The following is a 25,102-nucleotide window of genomic DNA, read 5'->3' as shown; positions in this document are numbered from 1 at the left end:
TCTTAAAGTTTTGCAGACGCACGATGCGTCTTACCTGAAACCTTGAGCGGCCATTGCTAACGTGGTGTCGAGCATTCGGTTAGCAAAGCCCCATTCGTTATCACACCAGACCAGCGTCTTGATAAGGTGTGCACCACTAACCCTCGTTTGCGTGCCATCAACGATGGCGCTGTGCGGGTCGTGGTTAAAATCTACTGAGACCAACGGTAATTCCGTATAGTCAACTATACCATGAAATGCCCCCTGTGCCGCTTTTTGCAGCAACAGGTTGACTTCACAGGCTTTTACCGGTTTTTTCACCGTCACGCTAAGGTCGATTGCAGTGACGTTAATCGTTGGAACACGCACGGCAATCGCTTCAAAGCGGTCATTAAACTGCGGAAAAATTCGGGTGATCCCTGCCGCCAGTTTCGTATCCACCGGAATGATTGACTGGCTCGCCGCGCGAGTGCGTCGTAAATCCGGATGGTAGGCGTCGATAACCTGCTGATCGTGCATGGCGGAGTGAATCGTGGTCACGGTGCCGGATTCAATGCCATACGCATCGTCTAACAGTTTGATGACCGGAATAATGCAGTTGGTGGTACAGGAGGCGTTGGAAACAATGCGGTGTTCGGCCTGCAGCTCATGCTGGTTGACGCCAAACACGACGGTCGCGTCGAGGTCGTTACTGCCGGGATGAGAAAACAGGACTTTTTTCGCGCCGGCAGCCAGATGCGCTTCGCCATGTTCGCGGTTGCCGTAGACACCGGTACAGTCAAGCACCACATCCACACCCAGTTCACGCCAGGGTAGCCCGGAGATGCTGTTCTCATGCAGCACACGAATAGCGTCATCACCCACAAAGAGCTGATCTCTTTCCTGGCGCACATCCCAGGCAAAGCGTCCGTGGCTGGTGTCGTATTTCAACAAATGCGCCATGCCCGTAGCATCCGCCAGTTCATTGATTGCCACCACGGTTATTTCCGCCCGACGTCCGGATTCATACAAAGCACGAACCACATTACGTCCGATGCGACCGAAGCCATTAATCGCTACGCGTACGGTCATAGATCTCCTGCAAAGCAATCCCTGAGTTTGAGGTGGCTGAAAGAGTAATCCAGCTACGCCCGAAGGGGAATCCTTGCTGTCACAAACTGCGATTGATTGGTCAATTGTCGAACATTTAATCGACTGAAACGCTTCAGCAAGAATAAGCGAATCGGGGAATAAAAGGAATGTCTGTCCAGATGAATAAGCGAGCTATATGACTTGCGTCACATTTTAGGTGGAATAATTTACGGCGAGGTAAAAGCAAAACGGTAACCGAGAGGTTACCGTTTTTAGTGTTTGCACCCTCTCCCGGTGGGAGAGGGCTGGGGTGAGGGCATCAGCCCGCACCGTACAAACGATTACAGCAGTTCTTTCGCTTTCGCGACAACGTTCTCAACGGTGAAGCCGAATTCTTCGAACAGCTGCTCTGCCGGAGCAGACTCACCGAAGGTGGTCATACCGACGATAGCGCCGTTCAGGCCCACGTATTTGAACCAGTAGTCAGCGATACCCGCTTCCACTGCCACGCGAGCGGAGACCGCTTTAGGCAGCACGGATTCACGGTAAGCGGCATCCTGCTTGTCGAACGCGTCGGTAGACGGCATGGAAACCACGCGCGCCTTCACGCCTTCGGCAGTCAGTTTTTCCCACGCTGCCACAGCCAGTTCAACTTCAGAACCGGTGGCGATGAAGATCAGCTCTGGCTGGCCCGCGCTATCTTTCAGCACGTAACCACCGCGAGCGATGTTCGCCAGCTGCTCAGGGGTACGCTCCTGCTGCGCCAGGTTCTGACGGGAGAGGATCAGCGCGGTTGGACCGTCCTGACGCTCAACGCCGTATTTCCACGCTACCGCGGATTCAACCTGGTCACACGGACGCCATGTGCTCATGTTCGGGGTCACGCGCAGGGAAGCCACCTGCTCTACCGGCTGGTGAGTTGGACCGTCTTCGCCCAGACCGATGGAGTCGTGGGTGTAGACCATCACCTGACGCTGTTTCATCAGCGCGGCCATACGCACGGCGTTACGTGCATATTCAACGAACATCAGGAATGTAGAGGTGTACGGCAGGAAACCACCGTGCAGAGAGATACCGTTGGCAATCGCAGTCATACCGAATTCACGTACACCGTAATGGATGTAGTTACCGGCAGTGTCTTCGTTGATTGGCTTAGAACCGGACCACAGGGTCAGGTTAGATGGTGCCAGGTCAGCGGAGCCGCCGAGGAATTCAGGCAGCAGAGGACCAAACGCTTCAATCGCATTCTGAGACGCTTTACGGCTCGCGATTTTAGACGGGTTCGCCTGCAGCTTAGCGATGAACTCGTTCGCTTTCGCGTCGAAGTCAGACGGCATGTCGCCTTTCATACGACGGGTGAATTCAGCCGCTTCCTGCGGGAACGCTTTCGCGTAAGCAGCGAACTTCTCGTTCCAGGCCGCTTCTTTCGCCTGGCCCACTTCTTTTGCATCCCACTGAGCGTAGATCTCAGATGGGATTTCGAATGCAGGGTGTTTCCAGCCCAGCGCTTCGCGGGTCAGTGCGATTTCCGCGTCGCCCAGCGGCGCGCCGTGGGAGTCGTGCGTACCCGCTTTGTTCGGCGAACCGAAGCCGATGATGGTTTTGCACATCAGCAGGGACGGCTTGTCCGTCACCGCGCGCGCTTCTTCTACTGCACGTTTAATCGAGTCAGCATCGTGGCCATCAACGCCACGCACAACGTGCCAGCCGTAGGCTTCGAAACGTTTAGCGGTGTCGTCGGTGAACCAGCCTTCAACGTGACCGTCGATGGAGATACCGTTGTCGTCATAGAACGCAACCAGTTTGCCCAGCTTCAGGGTACCTGCCAGGGAGCACACTTCGTGAGAAATGCCTTCCATCATGCAGCCGTCGCCCATGAACGCATAGGTGAAGTGGTCAACGATGTCGTGACCAGGACGGTTGAACTGCGCCGCCAGCGTCTTCTCAGCAATCGCCATACCCACAGCGTTAGCAATACCCTGACCCAGCGGACCGGTGGTGGTTTCTACGCCAGCGGTGTAGCCCACTTCCGGGTGACCTGGAGTTTTAGAGTGCAGCTGACGGAAGTTTTTCAGCTCTTCAATTGGCAGATCGTAGCCGGTGAGGTGCAGCAGGCTATAGATCAGCATAGAGCCGTGGCCGTTAGACAGTACGAAACGGTCGCGGTCAGCCCATGACGGGTTCTGTGGGTTGTGGTTCAGGAAATCGCGCCACAGGACTTCGGCGATATCAGCCATACCCATAGGGGCCCCTGGGTGGCCGGATTTGGCTTTCTGTACTGCGTCCATGCTCAGCGCACGAATAGCATTAGCAAGCTCTTTACGTGAGGACATTTTAACTCCAGATCGGACTGTTAAAGGCCATGCCCTTGACGACAGCGCGTTTTGGGCTACGCCGGAAAAAAGTGCCAACAATGTAACCCAAGCGGCATGCCATGTACATGGACCATTCTTTTGCAGCTTAAGAAATCTCTGGATCATGCTCGCATGTTGCGCAATCTACTCGCCCGGCCCTGTAGATATTCCTTATACTTAGCGCGACACCGGCTTCGCTGACGGTGCACTTTTCGGATTTTATTCAGATTAACGAGTACGGAAGCAACCTCATGAAAATGCGTGCAATAGTGCTGGCCCTGGGTACAACGCTCCTGCTGAGCGGCTGTCAGAATATGGATTCTAACGGCCTGATGACCTCAGGCGCAGAGGCCTTTCAGGCCTATTCCCTGAGCGATGCGCAGGTAAAAGCGCTGAGCGACCAGGCCTGTAAAGATATGGACGGAAAAGCCACGCTTGCGCCGGCTAACAGTACCTACACGCAGCGTCTGGATAAGATTGCTTCTGCGCTGGGCGATAACATCAACGGCCAGCCGGTGAACTACAAGGTGTACATGGCGAAAGACGTGAACGCCTTCGCGATGGCGAACGGCTGCATCCGCGTCTATAGCGGGCTGATGGACATGATGACCGACAACGAAGTGGAAGCGGTCATCGGCCATGAAATGGGCCACGTTGCCCTGGGCCACGTGAAGAAAGGGATGCAGGTTGCTTTAGGCACCAACGCCATCCGCGCAGCGGCGGCCTCAGCGGGCGGTATCGTTGGCAGCCTGTCGCAGTCGCAGCTTGGCGACGTAGGTGAAAAGCTGGTTAACTCCCAGTTCTCCCAGCGCCAGGAGTCCGAAGCGGATGATTACTCCTACGATCTGTTGCGCAAACGCGGCATTAATCCATCAGGTTTAGCCACCAGCTTTGAAAAACTGGCCAAACTGGAAGCGGGACGTCAAAGCTCCATGTTTGACGATCACCCAGCCTCAGAAGAGCGCGCACAGCATATTCGCGACCGTATGGCTGCAGACGGAATTAAATAATTTCAGAAGGAGGCAGTTTTGCCTCCTTTTTATTTCGCATGAATTGTTAACTTAACAGCACATATCGATAACACCCCTGAAAGCCCCGCCAAATCTACGTTATCATATTGAAATGTCTGGTCACATAATTATTGCAAAGGTCACTTTTTCCGGTAATTATCACTTCCGCAGTTATTCAAATTAATATATCCAGACAGAGACGTTCCCTCCGTGAAAAAAGAATTATCATTAATTGCTTTAAGTTTATTTGCCGCATTACCTGCCGCTGCAAGCCAGCAATCCGACAGTCAGGGTTTTATTGACGACAGCCATCTGGATCTGTTTTTACGCAATGCCTATATCAGCCGCGACTACCATCAGGGCCAGCAGGACAAAGCCGAATGGGGTCAGGGGATCATCGCCACGTTTGCATCCGGCTATACCGAAGGGCTGGTGGGCTTTGGTGTGGACGGTATTGCTCAATACGGCGTGCGCCTGGACGGCGGCCGGGGCAAAAGCGGCGCAGGCGGCATCGACTTCTTTAAACAGGAAGATGATGGCCGGGCAAAATCCGATCTGGCAAAGTTTGGCGCAACCGCCAAAATGCGCATATCGAACACCGTGCTAAGTTACGGGAATCAGCGTCCTGAGCTGCCTATCATCAATGCCGACAGCTCCCGCCTGCTGTTTGAAAGCTACACCGGCGCTATGTTGACCTCAAAAGAGATCGACGGTCTGGAAATCAACGCCGGTTACTTCACCGACGAGCAGCGTAAAAGCGATGACCGCCACGACAGCGGGCTGAAGAGCCTCTCCTTCGGCGGCGCAAGCTACCAGTTTAACGACCAGTTCAGCGGCGCGCTTTACGCTTCTCATAATGAAGAGGTGATGAACAAGCAGTATCTGGGCCTGAACTTCAAACAGCCGTTCAGCACCGGGCAGCAGCTGGTGCTCGACTTCAACGGCTATAACTCCCGTCTGGACCAGGGTTACGCTGACAGCCTCGACACGGGCCGCAGCAACACCATCTGGAGCCTGGCGGCGAGCTACATCTGGGATATTCACACGTTCAAAGTGGCCTACCAGCAGAGCAGCGGCAGCACCGGCTACAACTATGGCGGCTATCGCGACCAGGGCGGCGTGGGTGACGGCGGTAACACCATCTGGCTGGCGAACTCCTACTGGTCTGATTTTAACGGCGAAGATGAACGTTCCTGGCAGGCATCCTACGGTCTGGACTTTGGCGGCCTTGGCTTACCGGGCCTGAGCTGGACCACCGCCTACGTGCGCGGCGATAACATCAAAACCGCTGAAACCAGCAACGGTAAAGAGCACGAGTGGTTTAACCAGATCCAGTACCAGGTGCAGGATGGCCCGGCGAAGGATCTGAAACTGAAACTGCGCTACTCCGTGCTGCGCGTCTCAAGCAACGCCAGCGACTATAACGTGGGCGGGGACGAAATCCGCGCTTACGTGGAATACCCGTTTAACGTGTTCTAAAGGCAATAAAAAACCTCTCCATGGAGAGGTTTTTTTCACGCCAGGAGAGGCTTATTCGCCTTTTTTAGCAGCCTGGATGTAGAGCATTTCCAGTGCCAGGGTCGCTGCGGCCAGCGCAGTGATTTCGGACTGGTCATACGCAGGCGCCACTTCCACCACGTCCATCCCGACAATGTTCAGATCCTTCAGGCCGCGTACCAGCTTGATGGCGCGGTCTGAGGTCAGGCCGCCGATCACCGGCGTACCGGTACCCGGTGCAAATGCCGGATCCAGGCAGTCGATGTCGAAGGTCAGATACACAGGCATATCACCCACGATCTGCTTCACCTGCGCGAGGATGTCATCCACGCCGCGATCGTTAACCTGACCCGCATCCAGCACGGTGAAACCGTTGTCCTTGTCGAACTCGGTGCGAATACCGATCTGCACGGAGTGGTTCGGGTCGATCAGACCTTCGTTCGGCGCGGTGAAGAACATGGTACCGTGGTCAAACTCACAGCCGTTCGCGTAGGTGTCGGTATGCGCATCAAAGTGTACCAGCGCCATTTTACCGAAGTGCTTGGCATGGGCACGCAGCAGCGGCAGGGTCACGAAGTGGTCGCCGCCGAAGGAGAGCATGCGCTTACCGGCAGCCAGCAGCTTCTCGGCGTGGGCCTGCAGCTTTTCGCTCATCTCACGCGCGTCACCAAAGGCATACACCAGGTCACCGCAGTCCACCACGTTCAGGCGCTCGCGCATGTCGAAGTTCCACGGGAAGCGGTTATGCTCCCAGGCCAGGTTAGTGGAAACCTGACGAATCGCCGCCGGACCGTGACGACCACCCGCACGACCAGATGTTGCCATATCGAACGGCACGCCGGTGATCACCCAGTCCGCGTCGCTGTCGTACGGCTGGAAGTTCATCGGAAGGCGTAAAAAACCAAACGCGTTAGATACCAGAGAGTTATCGTACTGATGACCTAAAGTGCTCATGTCCTGACCTCTTTTAAAGTCGATACATTAAAAACAGATGAAAAAAAATCCCCTCCGCGTCGTTAAACCCGACGAGGAAGGGATTGATTCGTAAATCGCTTATTGGGGCGAATTATCGCCGGTAATGCATACGGGTTCAAGTGAGTATAGGGCATTGTGCGGGCTGATGCCCTCATCCCGACCCTCTCCCACCGGGAGAGGGAGGTTTTCCTACTCGTCTTCCAGGTAGGTGTACCCGTACAGACCCGCTTCAAACTCTTCCAGGAACTGCTGCTGCAGCGCATCGTCCAGCCCGGTGTTTTTCACCTGGTCGCGGAACTGCGTCAGCAGGGTTTTCGGATCCAGCTGAACGTATTCCAGCATGTCCGCCACGGTATCCCCTTCGTCAGACAGCTCAACTTCCACGCTGCCGTCAGGGAAGACAAACACGTCAACCGCCTCGGTATCACCGAACAGGTTGTGCATGTTGCCGAGGATCTCCTGATACGCGCCGACCATAAAGAAGCCCAGCATCGGCGGGTTCTCCGGGTCGTACTCCGGCATTGGCATCGTCGTTGCGATACCGTCGCCGTCAACGTAGTGGTCGATAGCACCGTCGGAGTCACAGGTGATGTCCAGCAGCACCGCGCGACGTTCCGGGGCGTGGTTCAGCCCTTCCAGCGGCAGAACCGGGAACAGCTGGTCGATACCCCAGGCATCCGGCATCGACTGGAACAGCGAGAAGTTGACGTAAATCTTATCCGCCATACGCTCCTGCAGTTCGTCGATAATCGGACGGTGCGCGCGGTTGCTCGGGTCGAGCTGTTTCTGCACTTCATGGCACATGTTCAGATAGAGCTGCTCCGCCCACGCGCGCTCCTGCAGGCTGAAGGTGCCTGAGGAATACCCCACGTGGATGTCATGCAGGTCCATCTGGCTGTCGTGCAGCCATTCGCGCAGGGAACGACGCGTGCCCGGCTCGTGCATTTCCTGCCAGGTTTCCCACATGCTTTGCAGGGAGCGCGGGGCATCGTCTGCCGGAGGCGTCGCTTCGGTGATTTCGCTACGCTCAACGCCGATGATGTTAGAGACCAGCACCGTATGGTGCGCGGTGACCGCGCGGCCGGATTCGGTGATTACCGTCGGGTGCGGCAGGCCGTTCTCTTCACAGGCATCGCCGATCGCCCAGATGATATTGTTCGCGTATTCGTTCAGGCCGTAGTTCACGGAGCAGTCCGACTGCGAGCGGGTCCCTTCGTAGTCCACGCCCAGGCCGCCGCCCACGTCGAAGCACTGAATGTTCACGCCAAGCTTGTGCAGCTCAACGTAGAACCGCGCGGATTCACGCACGCCGGTGGCGATGTCGCGAATGTTGGCCATCTGCGAGCCGAGGTGGAAGTGCAGCAGCTGAATGCTGTCGAGACGACCGCGCTCGCGCAGGATTTCCACCAGCTGCAGCACCTGGTTCGCCGCCAGGCCGAACTTGGATTTTTCGCCGCCGGAGGACTGCCATTTACCGGAACCCTGTGACGCCAGACGCGCACGCACGCCAAGGCGTGGCACCACGTTCAGACGCTCGGCCTCTTCCAGCACGATGGCGATTTCGGTCATCTTTTCGATAACCAGATAGACCTTGTGGCCCATCTTCTCGCCAATCAGTGCCAGACGAATGTATTCACGGTCTTTATAGCCGTTACAGACGATCACCGAACGGGTCATGCCCGCATGCGCCAGAACCGCCATCAGCTCCGCTTTGGAGCCAGCCTCCAGCCCCAGCGGCTCGCCGGAGTGGATCAGGGATTCAATCACGCGGCGGTGCTGGTTTACCTTGATTGGGTAAACCAGGAAGTAGTCGCCTTTATAGCCGTAGGACTCACGCGCGCGCTTGAAGGCGGCGTTAATAGAACGCAGGCGATGTTGCAGGATCTGCGGGAAGCAGAACAGTGCAGGCAAACGCTGGCCCTGAGCTTCACGGGCTTTCACCAGTTTAGCAAGGTCCACGCGCGCTTCAGGGACGTCCGGATCCGGGCAGACGCTGATGTGGCCCAGTTCGTTGACGTCGTAGTAGTTATTGCCCCACCAGGCAATATTGTAAGTGCGCAGCATCTTGCTGGCTTCCTCGGAGCTCATCGCAACCTCCTGCATAGAACGTAGTACACCCTGTTCGCCCGCTGACGAAGGCGAAAAAGAAGACATGTCGTCAGACATAGCGAACCTCAACTCTTTGTATTAAGTGTAAAACAGTTGACTACTATCGCAGCGTTATACGGCGATAACAACCCATAAACGGCTCCGTTTCCCAGCAGAGTATGCTGAAATCCAGACCGTGCGACCGGTTTCTTATTCATATCATTGTAAAACACGTATCCGAACTCTGTATGACAAGGTTCGGCGAAACCACGAGAAAACTCTTGTATTAACAAGAGCGCCCTTGTTCAGTTTTCACAAAGCGTGACCGGCCCTGGAATCCTGAGAAGCGCCGAGATGGGTATAACATCGGCAGGTTTGCAGACTAGAAATGCGGGTTGCGGGAATCAAATACGCGCCAGAACGGCTGCGCTGAGTTAGCGGAAAACGATGGTTCATTATCTCGTATCACCTCCACGGCCGCCTCTGCTGAAACGGACCCCAAGCCAAAGCTAAAAGTTCACTGCTTAACCCGGCTGGAAGTGGCGACACGATGAGTTCATCGAGCGCTTATTTTATATGAGCCGCGCGCCGCGTTTTATACCGAGAAGGGGGCTAAAAAGCAAAACAAAAATGCGCGTGTTGCCGGGGCCGTCAGGAATTATTGCCAGCAGCAATTTCAACTGAGTGAGAGGTTAGTCAAAAAAAACTGGAAATCGGGCGAAGAAGTGACCTAAAATAGCCATCCAGATGTTAATCCATCTATACTGATTAACACTCATACTGCCAGTGTCAAAAACCTGCAGGCCTTGGTAGAATTATCTCCTTTGGCTATTCCACACAGCAGCTTGAGCTAACCAAATTCCTCTTAGGTGAAATAAAACATGGCAAAACACCTGTTTACGTCCGAGTCCGTATCAGAAGGACATCCTGATAAAATTGCTGACCAAATCTCCGATGCGGTGCTGGATGCGATCCTGGCGCAGGATCCAAAAGCGCGTGTAGCGTGTGAAACCTATGTCAAAACCGGCATGGTTCTGGTTGGCGGTGAGATTACCACCAGCGCATGGGTTGATATCGAAGAGATCACCCGTAACACGGTGCGTGAGATCGGCTATGTGCATTCTGATATGGGCTTTGATGCCAACTCCTGCGCGGTACTGAGCGCGATTGGCAAACAGTCTCCAGACATCAACCAGGGCGTTGACCGTGCCGATCCGCTGGAACAGGGCGCGGGCGACCAGGGTCTGATGTTCGGCTATGCAACCAACGAAACCGACGTGCTGATGCCAGCACCGGTCACCTACGCACACCGTCTGGTGCAGCGTCAGGCTGAAGTTCGTAAAAACGGCACCCTGCCGTGGCTGCGCCCGGATGCGAAAAGCCAGGTCACTTTCCAGTACGACGACGGCAAAATCGTCGGTATTGACGCGGTAGTGCTTTCTACCCAACACTCCGAAGATATCGATCAGAAATCCCTGCAGGAAGCAGTGATGGAAGAGATCATCAAGCCGGTTCTGCCGACCGAATGGCTGAGCTCTGCGACCAAATTCTTTATCAACCCAACCGGACGCTTCGTTATCGGCGGCCCAATGGGTGACTGCGGTCTGACCGGTCGTAAAATCATCGTTGATACCTACGGCGGCATGGCGCGTCACGGTGGCGGTGCGTTCTCCGGTAAAGATCCGTCTAAAGTTGACCGTTCTGCGGCGTACGCTGCACGTTATGTGGCGAAAAACATCGTTGCCGCCGGCCTGGCTGACCGCTGTGAGATCCAGGTTTCCTACGCTATCGGCGTGGCTGAACCAACCTCCATCATGGTTGAAACCTTCGGTACTGAAAAAGTGCCTTCAGAACAGCTGACGCTGCTGGTGCGCGAGTTCTTCGACCTGCGTCCATACGGCCTGATTCAGATGCTGGATCTGCTGCACCCAATCTACAAAGAAACCGCGGCATACGGTCACTTTGGTCGTGAACATTTCCCATGGGAAAAAACCGACAAAGCCGCCCTGCTGCGTGAAGCTGCCGGTCTGAAGTAATCGACTGACATCGCTTTTAAAAGGCCAGCCTTCGGGCTGGCCTTTTTTTATGTTTGAAACCGATTACACCATGCCAAATATATCCCGCTTTCAGAATAATCTCTTTGCCTGATCGCCTTTCTTCTGCTGTTACATTTCATTTCAGTTAAGTCCGAAATTCTAACAAACGCGATGCGCATCACCTCGTTTACCTCTATATTTTCAAAGCTTTAATTATTTTTACGGTTCCACGTTAGTGTAACCGATTACACCTATGTGATTAATCTCACATATTTTTACGAGTCACTCACCTACCCTTTACATCAATAAAACTGATAACCCAACTGGAGGGCATAATGCCTGACAATAAAAAACAGGGGCGTACGTCCAACAAGGCGATGACATTCTTCGTCTGTTTCCTCGCCGCCCTGGCAGGATTACTTTTTGGCCTGGATATCGGCGTGATTGCCGGTGCATTACCTTTCATCACTGACGAGTTCCAGATCAGCGCTCACACCCAGGAATGGGTGGTCAGCTCCATGATGTTTGGCGCTGCCGTCGGGGCCGTCGGCAGCGGCTGGCTCTCCTTCAAGCTCGGGCGTAAAAAGAGCCTGATGATCGGCGCGATCCTGTTCGTTGCTGGTTCACTCTTCTCTGCCGCTGCGCCTAACGTTGAGGTTCTGCTGGTTTCCCGCGTGCTGCTCGGCCTGGCCGTGGGCGTGGCGTCCTATACCGCCCCGCTCTACCTGTCTGAAATCGCGCCGGAGAAAATCCGCGGCAGTATGATTTCGATGTACCAGTTGATGATCACCATCGGTATCCTGGGCGCGTACCTTTCCGATACCGCGTTTAGCTACAGCGGCGCATGGCGCTGGATGCTCGGCGTGATCATCATCCCGGCCATCCTGCTGCTGATTGGCGTCTTCTTCCTGCCGGACAGCCCGCGCTGGTTCGCTGCCAAACGCCGCTTCGTGGATGCTGAACGCGTGCTGCTTCGCCTGCGCGATACCAGTGCGGAGGCAAAAAACGAGCTGGAAGAGATCCGCGAAAGCCTGAAGGTCAAACAGTCCGGCTGGGCGCTGTTTAAAGAGAACAGCAACTTCCGCCGTGCGGTGTTCCTTGGCGTGCTGCTGCAGGTCATGCAGCAGTTCACGGGGATGAACGTCATCATGTACTACGCGCCAAAAATCTTTGAGCTGGCGGGTTATACCAACACCACCGAGCAGATGTGGGGGACCGTCATCGTGGGTCTGACCAACGTGCTGGCGACCTTTATCGCCATCGGTCTGGTGGACCGCTGGGGACGTAAGCCAACCCTGACGCTGGGCTTCCTGGTGATGGCGGCCGGTATGGGCGTCCTCGGTACCATGATGCATGTGGGCATTCACTCCCCAACCGCCCAGTACTTTGCGGTAGGCATGCTGCTGATGTTTATCGTCGGGTTTGCGATGAGCGCCGGTCCGCTGATCTGGGTACTGTGCTCGGAGATCCAGCCGCTGAAAGGGCGTGATTTTGGTATCACCTGCTCTACCGCAACCAACTGGGTTGCCAACATGATCGTCGGCGCAACGTTCCTGACCATGCTCAATACCCTGGGCAACGCGAACACCTTCTGGGTCTACGCCGGTCTGAACATCTTCTTTATTGTGCTGACCATCTGGCTGGTTCCAGAAACCAAACACGTTTCGCTGGAACATATTGAACGTAACCTGATGAAAGGTCGTCCTCTGCGCGAAATCGGCGCCCACGACTAATTATCTTGCGGGAGGCGCCTCTTGCGCCTCCCCGCTTCGCGCTTTATGCTCTGCCCCTATGAAAGCACCCCGTCTCCCCATCGCCATTCAGCAGGCCGTTATGCGCAGCCTGCGGGAAAAACTTGCCCAGGCGAACCTGAAGCTCGGTCGCAATTATCCTGAACCCAAACTCGTCTACCAGCAGCGTGGAACCTCGGCCGGTACCGCCTGGCTCGAGTCGTATGAGATCCGCCTTAACCCGGTGCTGATGATGGAAAACCAGCAGGCGTTTATCGAGGAAGTGGTACCGCACGAGCTGGCACATCTGCTGGTGTGGAAACACTTTGGCCGCGTCGCGCCGCATGGAAAAGAGTGGAAGTGGATGATGGAGGCAGTGCTCGGCGTTCCGGCACGCCGTACCCATCAGTTCGAGCTGGAATCGGTGCGCCGCAATACCTTCCCCTACCGCTGCCAGTGTCAGCAGCACCAGCTTACCGTCCGTCGCCATAATCGCGTGGTGCGCGGCGAGGCGACCTACCGCTGCGTCAAATGCGGCGAGCCGCTGGTTGCGGAATAATCATCTGAACTTTCAGGAACTTTCCTGATCTGACTGATTGCATACAGGAACAACATTCGTTACGTTGCGGGCTCGTTTTGACACGGAGTGTAAGATGTCCCGTAATTTTTCTCTCGCGGTCGCCTTTCTGACGACGGCGCTCTCAGGCCATGCTCTGGCCGACGGTATCAACAGTTTTTCCCAGGCCAAGGCCGCAGGCGTGAAGGTCAACGCTGACGTGCCGGGCGATTTCTACTGCGGCTGTAAAATTAACTGGCAGGGTAAAAAAGGGGTCGTTGACCTTGAGTCCTGCGGCTATAAGGTGCGTAAAAACGAAAACCGCGCCAGCCGTATTGAATGGGAGCATGTCGTTCCGGCCTGGCAGTTTGGCCACCAGCGCCAGTGCTGGCAGGATGGCGGACGTAAAAACTGCGCCAAAGATCCGGTGTATCGCCAGATGGAAAGCGATATGCATAACCTGCAGCCTGCCGTGGGTGAAGTGAACGGCGACCGGGGTAATTTCATGTACAGCCAGTGGAACGGTGGCGAAGGCCAGTACGGCCAGTGCGGTATGAAGGTTGATTTTAAAGAGAAAGTCGCCGAGCCCCCTGCCCGCGCGCGCGGCAGCATTGCCCGCACCTACTTCTATATGCGTGACCGTTACGACCTCAACCTTTCCCGCCAGCAGACGCAGCTGTTCAACGCCTGGGACAAGCAGTACCCGGTGACGGAGTGGGAATGCCAGCGCGACGAACGTATCGCCAGAGTCCAGGGGAATCACAACCCTTACGTCCAGCGGGCTTGCCAGGCGCAAAAGAGCTAACCTACACTACGGCAATTCGCTTATATCGCATGACACATGGAATTTCTGACTATGCGCATTCCCCGCATTTACCATCCTGAACTGATTACCGCAGGCCGCGAAATCGCCCTGTCTGATGACGCCGCCAACCACGTTGGCCGCGTGCTGCGCATGGGCGCAGGTCAGGCAATACAGCTGTTCGACGGCTCGAACCAGGTTTTCGACGCGGAAATCACGCGGTCTGATAAAAAAAGCGTACACGTTAACGTCCTGCGTGGCGAAGTGGACGACCGGGAATCACCGCTGCACATTCATCTGGGCCAGGTGATGTCGCGCGGCGAGAAAATGGAGTTCACCATTCAGAAATCCATTGAACTGGGTGTAAGCCTCATTACGCCACTTTTTTCTGAGCGCTGTGGCGTTAAACTGGATGCGGAACGTCTGAACAAAAAGATCCAGCAGTGGCAGAAAATTGCCATTGCGGCTTGCGAACAGAGTGGCCGCAACCGTATTCCGGAGATCCGCCCGGCGATGGATCTGGAGGAGTGGTGTGCAGAAGAGGACAGTGGGCTGAAGCTCAATCTTCATCCGCGCGCCAGCGCCAGCATCAATACGCTGCCCCTGCCCGTTGAGCGCGTACGCCTGCTGATTGGCCCCGAAGGCGGCCTGTCGGCGGACGAAATTGCGATGACGGCACGTTACCAGTTTACTGATATTCTGTTGGGACCTCGCGTTCTGCGCACTGAGACAACGGCACTCACGGCCATTACCGCGCTACAGGTACGGTTTGGCGATCTGGGTTGAAGCATTAACGGAGAAGAACATGATCAAGCTCGGCATCGTGATGGACCCCATCGCAAACATTAACATCAAGAAAGATTCCAGCTTCGCCATGCTGCTGGAAGCGCAGCGTCGCGGCTATGAACTCCACTATATGGAGATGAACGATCTTTACCTGATCAACGGTGAAGCCCGCGCGCGCACCCGCATCGTTAACGTCGAGCAGAACTACGACAAATGGTACGAATTCGGCACCGAGCAGGACATTTCCCTGGCCGATCTCAACGTCATCCTGATGCGTAAAGATCCGCCGTTCGACACCGAATACATCTACTGCACCTATATTCTCGAACGCGCTGAAGAGAAAGGCACGCTGATCGTCAACAAGCCCCAGAGCCTGCGCGACTGTAACGAGAAGCTCTACACCGCCTGGTTCTCTGACCTGACGCCGGAAACCCTGGTGACCCGCAGCAAAGCGCAGCTGAAAGAATTCTGGCAGAAGCACGGCGATATCATCATGAAGCCGCTGGACGGCATGGGCGGCGCATCGATTTTCCGCGTGAAAGAGAGCGACCCAAACATTGGCGTGATTGCCGAAACGCTGACCGAACTGGGCACGCGCTACTGCATGGCGCAGAACTATATTCCAGCGATCAAAGACGGCGACAAACGCGTTCTGGTGGTGGATGGCGAACCGGTTCCTTACTGCCTGGCACGTATCCCGCAGGGTGGCGAAACCCGCGGTAATCTGGCCGCCGGTGGCCGCGGCGAGCCGCGTCCGCTGACCGAAAGCGACTGGGAAATTGCCCGCCGCGTTGGCCCGACGCTGAAAGCCAAAGGTCTGATCTTCGTCGGACTGGATATCATCGGCGATCGTCTTACCGAAGTGAACGTCACCAGCCCGACCTGCATTCGTGAAATTGAGGCGGAATTCCCTGTCTCAATCACCGGCATGCTGATGGACGCTATCGAAAAGCGTTTACAAAAATAACCTAACAATACTATTAGTGACAGCGCCTGAGTTTGTCCCCATACTGGGCGCTGTCGCTTTTTAAACCAGGAAACAGTACCTCTGACAATGAATTTACAGCATCACTTTCTTATTGCCATGCCTGCTCTCCAGGACCCGATTTTTCGCCGCGCCGTGGTTTATATTTGTGAATACAATGAAGACGGCGCGATGGGCATTATCATTAATAAACCGCTGGAAAATCTTCAGGTTGAAGGGATTCTGGACAAGCTGAAAATCCCGGCTGAAGCGCGACTGCCGGAAATCCGGCTTGATAAGCCCGTGATGCTGGGTGGACCTCTTGCAGAAGATCGCGGTTTTATCCTGCATACGCCGCCGGTATTCTCTTCCAGCATTCGCATCTCCGACAAGACCGTTATCACGACCTCGCGTGACGTACTCGAAACGCTGGGCACCGCAGAGCAGCCTTCTGAAGTGCTGGTGGCGCTGGGCTATTCGTCGTGGGAGAAAGGCCAGCTTGAGCAAGAGATCCTCGATAACGCCTGGCTCACCGCCCCTGCGGACATGAATATCCTGTTTAAAACCCCTATCGCCGATCGCTGGCGTGACGCGGCAAAGCTGATTGGCATTGATATCCTGACCATGCCTGGCGTAGCGGGGCACGCCTGATGAGCGGAACGCTTCTTGCCTTCGATTTTGGTACTAAAAGCATTGGCGTCGCCGTGGGGCAGCGCATCACCGGTACCGCGCGTCCGCTTACGGCCCTGAAGGCCAACGACGGCACGCCGGACTGGAACCTCATTGAGCGCCTGCTCAAAGAGTGGCAGCCGGATGACGTGATTGTTGGGCTGCCGCTCAACATGGACGGTACCGAACAGCCGCTGACCGCCCGGGCGCGTAAGTTTGCCAATAAAATCCATGGCCGCTTTGGCGTCTCCGTGAAGCTGCACGACGAGCGTCTGAGCACCGTCGAAGCGCGCTCGGGTCTGTTTGAGCACGGCGGCTTCCGGGCGCTGAACAAAGGCAGCGTGGACTCCGCTTCTGCCGTCATCATCCTCGAAAGCTATTTCGAACAGGGCTTTTAAGCACAGGGGCCTACAGCCGCCCCTGCGCCCGTCTCTCCGCCAGGCTCTGGTCAAAGTTCTGCATTCCTGCCTGCTGACCGGTTTGAATGATGCCGGGCAGTTGCCACGTTTTCCCTTCACGAATGAGATTCGCCGCCGCTGCAGTGTTCACCAGCAGTTCATACAGCGCGACGCGCCCGCCCTGGAGATCGGGAAGCAGCTTTTGCGCCAGCACCGCCCGCAGGCTGCCGGCCAGTTGGTTACGCACCGGATCTTTCTCCTGCGCCGGGAACGTATCGACCAGCCGTTCAATCGCCTGCGATGCCCCGCGCGTATGCAGGGTCGCCAGCACCAGATGCCCGGTTTCCGCCGCAGTTAGCGCAAGGCGGATCGTTTCGCTGTCGCGCAACTCTCCAAGCAGAATCACGTCCGGATCCTGGCGTAAGGCACTGCGCAGCGCTTCTGCAAATGACGGGCTGTGCTGACCTATCTCCCGCTGCTGGATCAGACAACGTTCGCTCCGGTAGATAAACTCCACCGGATCTTCAAGCGTGAGGATATGGCCATCAGCATGGCGGTTAAGAAAATCGACCATCGCCGCCAGCGTAGTTGATTTACCGCTGCCGGTTGCTCCTGTCACCAGAATCAGTCCGGCGTCATTGGACAACAGTTCCGGGATTGCCCGCGGCGCGCCCAGCGAAGCGAGCTGCGGGCAGGTACGCGGCAACAGCCGGAGCGTTACAGAGATACCGCTCATCTGCTTAAAGGCACTGCCGCGCAGACGCTGGCCTCCCGCCACCGTCACGGCAAAATCCACCTGCCCGCTGGCCCACCATATCCCCTGCTGCTCGTCGTTGAGCCACGCTTTTAACAACGCCCCGACGTCGGGAGGAGGAAACGGTGCCGGCTCAAGGCGGCCTGTTCTGCGCCAGCGGGGTGGCGAATCACTGCACAGGTGTAGATCGGAGACGTTATGCTTTACACTAAGGGCCACAATTTCTTCCACATCCATAGACTACTCCTCGGAAAATGAACGACATTGCGCATAACCTGGCACAGGTCCGGGACAAAATCTCAGCCGCAGCAACGCGTTGCGGCCGGGCTTCAGAAGAAATTACCCTGCTTGCAGTCAGCAAAACCAAGCCTGCGAGCGCCATCGCAGAAGCGATAGCGGCAGGCCACCGGGCGTTTGGTGAAAACTACGTGCAGGAAGGCGTGGATAAAATTCGCTACTTCCAGGAACAGGGGAAGACGGATCTGCAGTGGCACTTTATTGGCCCGCTGCAGTCGAACAAAAGCCGTCTGGTGGCAGAGCACTTCGACTGGTGTCACACCATCGACCGTCTGCGCATTGCGACACGTCTGAACGACCAGCGTCCGGCAGAGATGCCAGCGCTTAACGTGCTGATTCAGGTCAACATCAGCGACGAAAACAGCAAGTCCGGCATTGCGCTGAGCGAGCTGGACGCGCTGGCCGCAGAGGTGGCCGAACTGCCGCGCTTAACCCTGCGCGGGCTGATGGCTATTCCGGCGCCTGAGTCAAGTTATGAAAGGCAGTTTGCCGTGGCACAGCAAATGGCTGTAGCATTTGAGGCGCTTAAAGCGCGCTATAACACGGTAGACACGCTTTCTCTGGGCATGTCGGATGATATGGAAGCCGCCATCGCGGCAGGCAGCACTATGGTGCGCATCGGCACGGCAATTTTCGGTGCGCGCGACTACTCAAAATAATAAGGAAACCTGAGGAACGCCATGAAGACGTTGACTTTCCTGCTCTCAACTGTGCTTGAGCTGTATACGATGGCGCTTTTGCTGCGCGTCTGGATGCAGTGGGCCCGCTGTGACTTTTACAATCCGTTCTCGCAGTTTGTCGTGAAAATCACGCAGCCTGTTGTCGGACCATTGCGCCGTATTATCCCGGCCATGGGCCCCATCGACAGTTCGTCTCTGCTGGTGGCGTTTATTCTGAGCGTTATCAAAGCGATCGTGCTGTTTATGGTCATCACCTTCCAGCCGATTATCTGGATTGCTGCGGTCCTGATTCTGGTCAAAACCATCGGTCTGCTTATTTTCTGGGTGCTGCTGGTGATGGCCATCATGAGCTGGGTCAGCCAGGGGCGTAGCCCGGTGGAGTATGCTTTGATTCAGCTGGCAGAGCCGCTGCTGCGTCCAATCCGTAACCTGCTTCCGTCTATGGGCGGCATCGATTTTTCCCCGATGATCCTGGTTCTGCTGCTCTATGTGGTCAACATGGGGATCGCTGAGCTGTTACAGTCCACGGGCAATATGCTGCTGCCGGGGCTGTGGATGGCGCCATGAGTGCAGTAAGCACCTGCGCTGACGGGCTGGTCTTGCGGCTGTATATTCAGCCAAAAGCCAGCCGTGACGGTATTGTTGGGCTGCATGGCGACGAGTTAAAAGTCGCCATCACCGCCCCGCCGGTTGACGGCCAGGCGAACGCGCATCTGACTAAATATCTGGCAAAACAGTTTCGCGTCGCCAAAAGCCAGGTCATCATTGAAAAAGGTGAACTTGGGCGACATAAACAGGTAAAAATCCTTAATCCACAATCTATCCCGACGGAAGTCGCGGCACTGAAAGAACAGGACTAAACCATGCAGAAAGTTGTTCTCGCGACCGGCAACGCTGGTAAAGTGCGCGAGCTGGCCTCGCTATTAAATGATTTTGGGCTGGACGTGGTCGCCCAGACCGATCTTGGCGTGGATTCCGCCGAAGAGACGGGGCTGACGTTTATCGAAAACGCGATCCTGAAAGCGCGCCACGCCGCGCAGATTACGGGCCTGCCCGCGATTGCCGACGACTCCGGCCTGGCCGTGGATTTTCTCGGCGGTGCGCCGGGGATTTACTCCGCGCGCTACTCCGGCGCTGACGCCACCGACCAGCAGAATCTCGAAAAGCTGCTTGTCGCCCTGAAAGACGTACCGGACGAACAGCGTACCGCGCAGTTCCACTGCGTACTGGTTTATATGCGTCACGCGGAAGACCCTACGCCTATCGTCTGCCACGGCAGCTGGCCGGGCGTGATTACCCGTGAAGCGGCTGGCAACGGCGGCTTTGGCTACGACCCGATTTTCTTTGTCCCTTCCGAGGGCAAAACCGCTGCGGAACTGACCCGCGAAGAGAAAAGCGCGATTTCCCACCGTGGACGCGCGCTGAAACTGTTACTGGAAGCACTGCGTAATGGCTAATTTGCCGCCTCTGAGTCTTTATATTCACATCCCGTGGTGCGTGCAGAAATGCCCGTACTGCGATTTCAACTCGCACGCGCTGAAGGGCGAAGTGCCGCACGATGATTACGTTGCGCATCTGCTGGCCGACCTGGACGCCGATGTACCTTACGCACAGGGACGTGAAGTTAAGACCATTTTCATTGGTGGCGGTACGCCGAGCCTGCTTTCAGGCCCGGCGATGCAGACGCTGCTGGACGGCGTGCGTGCGCGCCTGAACCTGGCGGCGGATGCTGAAATTACGATGGAAGCCAACCCCGGCACCGTTGAGGCCGACCGTTTTGTCGACTATCAGCGCGCGGGCGTAAACCGCATCTCCATCGGCGTGCAGAGCTTTAGCGAACCGAAGCTAAAACGTCTGGGGCGCATTCACGGCCCGGAAGAGGCGAAGCGCGCGGCAAACCTGGCGACCGGGCTTAATCTTCGCAGCTTCAACCTCGATTTGATGCACGGCCTGCCGGATCAGTCGCTGGACGAGGCGCTGGACGACCTGCGCCAGGCCATTGCACTGAACCCGCCGCACCTGTCGTGGTACCAGCTCACCATCGAGCCAAACACGCTGTTCGGTTCCCGCCCGCCGGTGCTGCCGGACGACGACGCGCTGTGGGATATCTTCGAGCAAGGTCACCAGTTGTTAACCGCTGCGGGCTATCAGCAGTACGAAACGTCCGCGTACGCGAAGCCGGGCTACCAGTGTCAGCACAACCTGAACTACTGGCGCTTTGGCGACTATCTCGGGATTGGCTGCGGCGCGCACGGCAAGGTGACCTTCCCGGACGGGCGCATTCTGCGTACCGCCAAAACCCGCCACCCGCGCGGGTATATGGAAGGCCGCTACCTGGAGCGTCAGCACGACGTCGAGGCGGCGGATAAGCCGTTTGAGTTCTTTATGAACCGCTTCCGCCTGCTGGAGGCCGCGCCGCGCGCGGAATTTACACGTTACACCGGGCTGCCGGAGTCGGTGATTCGCCCGCAAATCGACGAGGCGCTGGCCCAGGGGTATCTCACCGAGTGTGATGAATACTGGCAGATCACCGAGCACGGCAAACTGTTCTTAAACTCCCTTCTTGAGCTGTTCCTCGCCGAAGAATCCTGAAGGCTGATTCAGGATTTTGCATCCCGTTCTGCCGGCTGAGGGAAAGGCTGGCAGAGTGCGGGGATGGAAATTACTCGTTCATATGCAAAACAGCTCAGACGCGAGCTGACAACGGAAGAAAGGCGACTTTGGTATCTACTGCGCAGCCGCCGTTTCGAAAATTATAAATTTCGCCGCCAGCATCCGGCAGGAAATTACATACTCGATTTCGCCTGCTGCGAAGCACGTCTGGCAGTTGAGCTGGATGGCGGACAGCATGATGAAAATCAGGAATACGATCGTCAAAGAACGTGCTGGCTTAACAAGAAAGGTTGGCATGTCATTCGATTTTGGAATAACGAACTCTGGGATAACGAAGAGGTGGTTTTAGAAAAGATCCTTGAGACACTGCAAATGCTGCAACCCTCACCCCGGCCCTCTCCCTGAAAGGGAGAGGGAGTAAACCATCCCCTCGCCCCTTTGGGGAGAGGGTTAGGGTGAGGGGCCCAGCGCGCAGAGATCTTACTTCAGCGTCCCCACCAGCGCCTTCCGGCTATCTTCCAGCGACACCACGCGTTTACACACGTCTTTGCCGAACTGCTGGAAATCATCTTCCTGGTTCTTCCACTCGTTCTGAATAGAGGTTTGCAGGCCGCCCAGACTGCCCAGCACGCCCTGCAGCGGGTTACCGCCGCCTTTCAGCACCGCTTTGGCGCCCATCTCGTTGATGCTGTCCTGCAGGATGCCGCCCATCGCCTGGTTCACCAGCTGCTGCCCGTCGGCACGGACCTGATCAATCGCCTTGTAGTGGAAAGTCAGGCCGTCGGAACGCGTCTCGATAATCCGGTTCATCTGTTCTTTAAGCTGCTTATCAAGCTTCGTCAGGCGGGTGCGCATATTGCTGCTCTCCCCCACCTCTTTAGTGATGATCTTATCCAGCGCCACGCGGCTCTTTTCGACGCGCGTCAGGGCACCTTCATTAATCCACGGCAGCGCGGTACGCAAATCGGCCTGATAGTCTTTCGCCTGCTCACGCTGTGCGGCAGTCAGGTTGTACTGCTTGCCGTTAAAGGTGACGTTCCCCTGCGGCGTAATCACCAGATTGCCGTTCTCGCCTTTGACCTGCACGGTTTGCGGGCTTAACACCACGTCATCACGCGGGGTGACGCTACACTGATAATCCGCATGGGCGGTGAATCCAGTTGCCATCAAAGCAACAGCCAGCAACGTTTTGCGCATCTTAAACACTCCCTCAGACAAAATGGGCCAGCTAATGCTGGCCCCTGACTTCTTTATTAGTCCCACCAAACGTCGAAAAGTTCGCTGACGCGGACATCTTCCAGCTTGTGGTCCTCAAGCCATTTACGCACCAGCGCCTGATGTTCTTCGGTGCATTTACCCACTTCCTGGGTGCAGATCAGACCTTCCCATGCCAGGTAGCCGCTACCGTCGAAGGCCAGCTTGTTTGGCTCAATCACGTCGTTGATGAACGCATCCACGTCCTGATCGATCTGTTCTACACTGGTGCCTTCCGGGAAACGCCACGCAACGGAGAAGCCCACTTCCTGGAATTCTTCGATGTGCATCTTTTTACGCAGACGACGGCTACGATTCTTTGCCATTATTTCACCCTCTCGAACATTAAGTCCCATACACCGTGACCAAGACGATGGCCACGCTGTTCAAATTTCGTTACCGGACGCGATTCCGGACGCGGTACATAGTCGTTGCTCGCAGACTGGTTTTTGTAACCGTCCAGCGACGACATCACTTCCAGCATATGTTCCGCATACGGTTCCCAGTCGGTCGCCATATGGAAGACACCGCCCAGCTTCAGCTTGCTTTTCACTAGCTCGGCAAACGGTGCCTGAACGATACGGCGTTTATTATGACGTGCTTTGTGCCACGGGTCAGGGAAAAAGAGCTGAACCATGGTTAAAGAATTGTCAGGAATCATTTTGTGCAGCACTTCCACCGCGTCGTGACACATCACGCGCAGGTTCTCAACGCCCTCTTCATGGGCCGTTGCCAGGCATGCACCCACGCCCGGGGAGTGGACTTCAATACCGAGGAAGTTCTGCTCCGGGCGGGCTTTCGCCATGGTCACCAGCGAGGTGCCCATACCAAAACCGATCTCCAGCGTGACGGGTGCTTCGCGGCCGAACAGTTCAGTAAAGTCCAGAGGCTGCTCGCTGAACTCAACGCCCATCACCGGCCAGTAGTTGTCCAGCGCGTGTTGCTGACCTTTTGTCAGGCGGCCCTGACGACGGACAAAGCTGCGAATACGGCGCAGCGGGCGACCGTTTTCATCAAATTCCGGTGAAATGACGTCGTTTTTCATAAAAGAGTTGTCTGCTTGTGAGAATGTTCGGGAAACGGGCATTATCCAAAGTTAAGGCTTCTATGCAAGCATGGGAAAGATCCGGTTTACAGCAGATTGACGCTGTGCTGCAATCTGCGTCCCTGATTATGCGAATCGATGACCATGCAAGCCTCTCAATTTTCAGCCCAGGTGCTGGACTGGTACGACAAATACGGGCGTAAAACCCTGCCCTGGCAAATTGAAAAAACGCCTTACAAAGTATGGCTCTCCGAGGTGATGTTGCAACAAACGCAGGTCGCCACGGTGATCCCTTACTTCGAGCGTTTTATGGCGCGCTTCCCGACGGTGACCGATCTGGCCAACGCCCCGCTGGACGAGGTCCTGCACCTGTGGACCGGTCTTGGCTATTACGCCCGCGCGCGTAACCTTCACAAGGCCGCACAGCAGGTCGCGACGCGCCACAACGGGAAATTCCCGGAAACCTTCGACGAGGTGGCCGATCTCCCCGGCGTCGGACGCTCAACCGCAGGTGCGATTCTTTCCCTGTCGTTAGGCAAGCATTTCCCGATCCTCGACGGCAACGTAAAGCGCGTGCTGGCACGCTGCTACGCCGTCGACGGCTGGCCGGGGAAAAAGGACGTTGAAAAACGTCTTTGGGAAATTAGTGAAGCGGTCACCCCGGCCAACGGCGTCGAGCGTTTCAACCAGGCGATGATGGATCTCGGTGCCATGGTCTGCACGCGCTCAAAACCAAAATGCGAACTCTGCCCGGTGAAAAATCTCTGCGTGGCGTATGCCAACCATTCCTGGGCGCAGTATCCGGGTAAGAAACCCAAACAGACGCTGCCGGAGCGCGCCGGCTATATGCTGCTGATGCAGCACGGCGACGAGGTCTTCCTGGCCCAGCGTCCGCCGAGCGGCCTGTGGGGTGGTCTATACTGCTTCCCACAGTTTGAAGATGAAGACTTGCTGCGTGAATGGCTTAAAAAGCGTGGGATTGCTGCCGATAACCTGACGCAGCTGACCGCGTTTCGCCATACCTTCAGCCATTTCCACCTGGATATTGTACCCATGTGGCTTCCCGTGTCGTCATTTGCCTCGTGCATGGATGAAGGCACCGCTCTCTGGTATAACTTAGCGCAACCGCCATCAGTCGGACTGGCGGCTCCCGTGGAGCGCCTGTTACAGCAATTACGTGCCGGTGCAATGGTTTAGCATCGACAAGAAAAAGAGGAATGAGTATGGCCAGAACGATTTTTTGTACTTTCCTGCAGCGTGACGCTGAGGGCCAGGATTTCCAGCTTTATCCGGGCGACCTGGGTAAACGCATCTACAATGAAATCTCCAAAGAAGCCTGGGGACAGTGGCAGAAAAAGCAGACCATGCTGATTAACGAGAAGAAACTCAGCATGATGAACCCGGAACACCGCAAGCTGCTGGAGCAGGAGATGGTGAGCTTCCTGTTCGAAGGTAAAGACGTACACATCGAAGGCTATACGCCACCGGAAAAATAACAGCGTGCGGGGGAAACCCCGCCGTTAAAGCAAACACAACACGCACTC

Annotated in this window: 28 protein-coding genes; 18 read left to right on the top strand and 10 right to left on the bottom strand. The window is 56.0% G+C overall.

Translation table 11 applies throughout. The annotated features are described in order from the left end of the window. Window positions 1-30: 30 nt before the first annotated feature. A complete protein-coding gene (epd, locus tag AC0TOY_RS17135) occupies window positions 31-1,050 on the bottom strand; it encodes an erythrose-4-phosphate dehydrogenase (RefSeq protein ID WP_023333324.1) in 1,020 nt (339 codons plus the stop codon). A 341-nt stretch (window positions 1,051-1,391) separates the two neighbouring features. After that, window positions 1,392-3,383, bottom strand: a complete 1,992-nt coding sequence (gene tkt / locus AC0TOY_RS17130) for a transketolase (protein ID WP_032650139.1) — start codon at window positions 3,381-3,383, stop codon at window positions 1,392-1,394. A 272-nt stretch (window positions 3,384-3,655) separates the two neighbouring features. Here tkt and loiP point away from each other — a divergent pair, with 272 nt between their 5' ends. Both loiP and AC0TOY_RS17120 read left to right on the top strand, forming a co-directional pair. Then, on the top strand, window positions 3,656-4,414 hold the full coding sequence (gene loiP, locus AC0TOY_RS17125; protein WP_032650140.1) for a metalloprotease LoiP: 759 nt from the start codon (window positions 3,656-3,658) through the stop codon (window positions 4,412-4,414). Window positions 4,415-4,624: 210 nt separating this feature from the next. Beyond that, window positions 4,625-5,893, top strand: a complete 1,269-nt coding sequence (locus AC0TOY_RS17120) for an OprD family outer membrane porin (protein WP_148769683.1) — start codon at window positions 4,625-4,627, stop codon at window positions 5,891-5,893. 51 nt (window positions 5,894-5,944) lie between these two features. Here the strand turns inward: AC0TOY_RS17120 and speB are convergent, their stop codons facing one another. The 4 genes from speB to AC0TOY_RS17100 all read right to left on the bottom strand — a co-directional run bounded on the left by speB (window position 5,945) and on the right by AC0TOY_RS17100 (window position 9,430). Continuing rightward, window positions 5,945-6,865, bottom strand: coding sequence for an agmatinase (speB, locus tag AC0TOY_RS17115; protein WP_008499737.1), 921 nt, complete (start codon window positions 6,863-6,865; stop codon window positions 5,945-5,947). A gap of 210 nt (window positions 6,866-7,075) precedes the next feature. After that, window positions 7,076-9,052, bottom strand: a complete 1,977-nt coding sequence (gene speA / locus AC0TOY_RS17110) for a biosynthetic arginine decarboxylase (RefSeq protein ID WP_024906561.1) — start codon at window positions 9,050-9,052, stop codon at window positions 7,076-7,078. Between the two features lie 8 nt (window positions 9,053-9,060). Then, the gene (gene yqgB / locus AC0TOY_RS17105; RefSeq protein WP_127312443.1) at window positions 9,061-9,192 is read right to left on the bottom strand and encodes an acid stress response protein YqgB; all 132 of its coding nucleotides are present in this window, start codon (window positions 9,190-9,192) and stop codon (window positions 9,061-9,063) included. 94 nt (window positions 9,193-9,286) lie between these two features. Continuing rightward, window positions 9,287-9,430 (bottom strand): hypothetical protein, encoded by a 144-nt coding sequence (locus tag AC0TOY_RS17100; RefSeq protein WP_425340246.1) that lies wholly within the window; start codon window positions 9,428-9,430, stop codon window positions 9,287-9,289. Window positions 9,431-9,855: 425 nt separating this feature from the next. Here AC0TOY_RS17100 and metK point away from each other — a divergent pair, with 425 nt between their 5' ends. The 8 genes from metK to ruvX all read left to right on the top strand — a co-directional run bounded on the left by metK (window position 9,856) and on the right by ruvX (window position 16,915). Further along, window positions 9,856-11,010 (top strand): methionine adenosyltransferase, encoded by a 1,155-nt coding sequence (gene metK, locus AC0TOY_RS17095; protein ID WP_010435443.1) that lies wholly within the window; start codon window positions 9,856-9,858, stop codon window positions 11,008-11,010. A 335-nt stretch (window positions 11,011-11,345) separates the two neighbouring features. Beyond that, the gene (gene galP / locus AC0TOY_RS17090) at window positions 11,346-12,743 is read left to right on the top strand and encodes a galactose/proton symporter (RefSeq protein WP_048991665.1); all 1,398 of its coding nucleotides are present in this window, start codon (window positions 11,346-11,348) and stop codon (window positions 12,741-12,743) included. Between the two features lie 58 nt (window positions 12,744-12,801). Further along, complete coding sequence (locus AC0TOY_RS17085) at window positions 12,802-13,299, top strand: SprT family zinc-dependent metalloprotease (RefSeq protein WP_032650144.1); 498 nt, start codon at window positions 12,802-12,804, stop codon at window positions 13,297-13,299. Window positions 13,300-13,393: 94 nt separating this feature from the next. Further along, window positions 13,394-14,101: a deoxyribonuclease I gene (gene endA / locus AC0TOY_RS17080; protein WP_023333343.1), complete on the top strand. Its 708-nt coding sequence runs from the start codon at window positions 13,394-13,396 to the stop codon at window positions 14,099-14,101. Window positions 14,102-14,152: 51 nt separating this feature from the next. Continuing rightward, window positions 14,153-14,884 carry a 16S rRNA (uracil(1498)-N(3))-methyltransferase gene (gene rsmE / locus AC0TOY_RS17075; RefSeq protein WP_024906558.1) on the top strand — a complete coding sequence of 244 codons (732 nt, stop codon included), beginning with the start codon at window positions 14,153-14,155 and terminating at the stop codon, window positions 14,882-14,884. 19 nt (window positions 14,885-14,903) lie between these two features. After that, a complete protein-coding gene (gshB, locus tag AC0TOY_RS17070) occupies window positions 14,904-15,851 on the top strand; it encodes a glutathione synthase (RefSeq protein WP_061714498.1) in 948 nt (315 codons plus the stop codon). 87 nt (window positions 15,852-15,938) lie between these two features. Further along, window positions 15,939-16,499, top strand: a complete 561-nt coding sequence (locus AC0TOY_RS17065; protein ID WP_032645077.1) for a YqgE/AlgH family protein — start codon at window positions 15,939-15,941, stop codon at window positions 16,497-16,499. Next, entirely contained in the window at window positions 16,499-16,915 is a 417-nt protein-coding gene (gene ruvX / locus AC0TOY_RS17060; protein ID WP_235402081.1) for a Holliday junction resolvase RuvX, read from the top strand. Before AC0TOY_RS17065 ends, ruvX begins: the two co-directional genes overlap by 1 nt. Window positions 16,916-16,925: 10 nt before the next feature. Here the strand turns inward: ruvX and AC0TOY_RS17055 are convergent, their stop codons facing one another. Next, a complete protein-coding gene (locus AC0TOY_RS17055) occupies window positions 16,926-17,906 on the bottom strand; it encodes a type IV pilus twitching motility protein PilT (RefSeq protein ID WP_090418610.1) in 981 nt (326 codons plus the stop codon). Window positions 17,907-17,923: 17 nt separating this feature from the next. Between AC0TOY_RS17055 and AC0TOY_RS17050 the strand changes: the two genes are divergently transcribed. From AC0TOY_RS17050 to AC0TOY_RS17025, 6 genes are all read left to right on the top strand, one after another. Further along, a complete protein-coding gene (locus AC0TOY_RS17050; RefSeq protein WP_024906555.1) occupies window positions 17,924-18,625 on the top strand; it encodes a YggS family pyridoxal phosphate-dependent enzyme in 702 nt (233 codons plus the stop codon). Between the two features lie 21 nt (window positions 18,626-18,646). Continuing rightward, entirely contained in the window at window positions 18,647-19,213 is a 567-nt protein-coding gene (locus tag AC0TOY_RS17045) for a YggT family protein (protein WP_090418613.1), read from the top strand. Next, window positions 19,210-19,506 carry a DUF167 family protein YggU gene (yggU, locus tag AC0TOY_RS17040; RefSeq protein ID WP_023309131.1) on the top strand — a complete coding sequence of 99 codons (297 nt, stop codon included), beginning with the start codon at window positions 19,210-19,212 and terminating at the stop codon, window positions 19,504-19,506. Before AC0TOY_RS17045 ends, yggU begins: the two co-directional genes overlap by 4 nt. 3 nt (window positions 19,507-19,509) lie before the next feature. Further along, window positions 19,510-20,103 carry an XTP/dITP diphosphatase gene (locus tag AC0TOY_RS17035; protein ID WP_473722244.1) on the top strand — a complete coding sequence of 198 codons (594 nt, stop codon included), beginning with the start codon at window positions 19,510-19,512 and terminating at the stop codon, window positions 20,101-20,103. Beyond that, window positions 20,096-21,238, top strand: a complete 1,143-nt coding sequence (hemW, locus tag AC0TOY_RS17030) for a radical SAM family heme chaperone HemW (protein WP_090418619.1) — start codon at window positions 20,096-20,098, stop codon at window positions 21,236-21,238. The genes AC0TOY_RS17035 and hemW overlap by 8 nt, the downstream gene beginning before the upstream one ends. A gap of 63 nt (window positions 21,239-21,301) precedes the next feature. Then, a complete protein-coding gene (locus tag AC0TOY_RS17025) occupies window positions 21,302-21,664 on the top strand; it encodes an endonuclease domain-containing protein (protein WP_473722243.1) in 363 nt (120 codons plus the stop codon). Between the two features lie 75 nt (window positions 21,665-21,739). Here AC0TOY_RS17025 and AC0TOY_RS17020 read toward each other — a convergent pair whose 3' ends face one another. From AC0TOY_RS17020 to trmB, 3 genes are read right to left on the bottom strand one after another with little or no spacing between them, the layout of a single operon-like run. Further along, complete coding sequence (locus tag AC0TOY_RS17020; RefSeq protein WP_024906551.1) at window positions 21,740-22,456, bottom strand: YggN family protein; 717 nt, start codon at window positions 22,454-22,456, stop codon at window positions 21,740-21,742. A gap of 56 nt (window positions 22,457-22,512) precedes the next feature. Beyond that, window positions 22,513-22,839, bottom strand: coding sequence for a YggL family protein (locus tag AC0TOY_RS17015; protein ID WP_014885198.1), 327 nt, complete (start codon window positions 22,837-22,839; stop codon window positions 22,513-22,515). Further along, the gene (trmB, locus tag AC0TOY_RS17010) at window positions 22,839-23,558 is read right to left on the bottom strand and encodes a tRNA (guanosine(46)-N7)-methyltransferase TrmB (protein WP_023333355.1); all 720 of its coding nucleotides are present in this window, start codon (window positions 23,556-23,558) and stop codon (window positions 22,839-22,841) included. Before trmB ends, AC0TOY_RS17015 begins: the two co-directional genes overlap by 1 nt. 144 nt (window positions 23,559-23,702) lie before the next feature. Between trmB and mutY the strand changes: the two genes are divergently transcribed. Then, entirely contained in the window at window positions 23,703-24,755 is a 1,053-nt protein-coding gene (mutY, locus tag AC0TOY_RS17005) for an A/G-specific adenine glycosylase (RefSeq protein WP_473722242.1), read from the top strand. A 26-nt stretch (window positions 24,756-24,781) separates the two neighbouring features. Further along, the gene (locus AC0TOY_RS17000) at window positions 24,782-25,054 is read left to right on the top strand and encodes an oxidative damage protection protein (protein WP_023309138.1); all 273 of its coding nucleotides are present in this window, start codon (window positions 24,782-24,784) and stop codon (window positions 25,052-25,054) included. Window positions 25,055-25,102 lie beyond the last annotated feature (48 nt).

It is taken from the genome of Enterobacter sp. PL_is379 (assembly GCF_055817355.1).
Note: the sequence above shows the minus strand (reverse complement) of the source record. Positions and strands in the feature narration are given on the sequence as shown.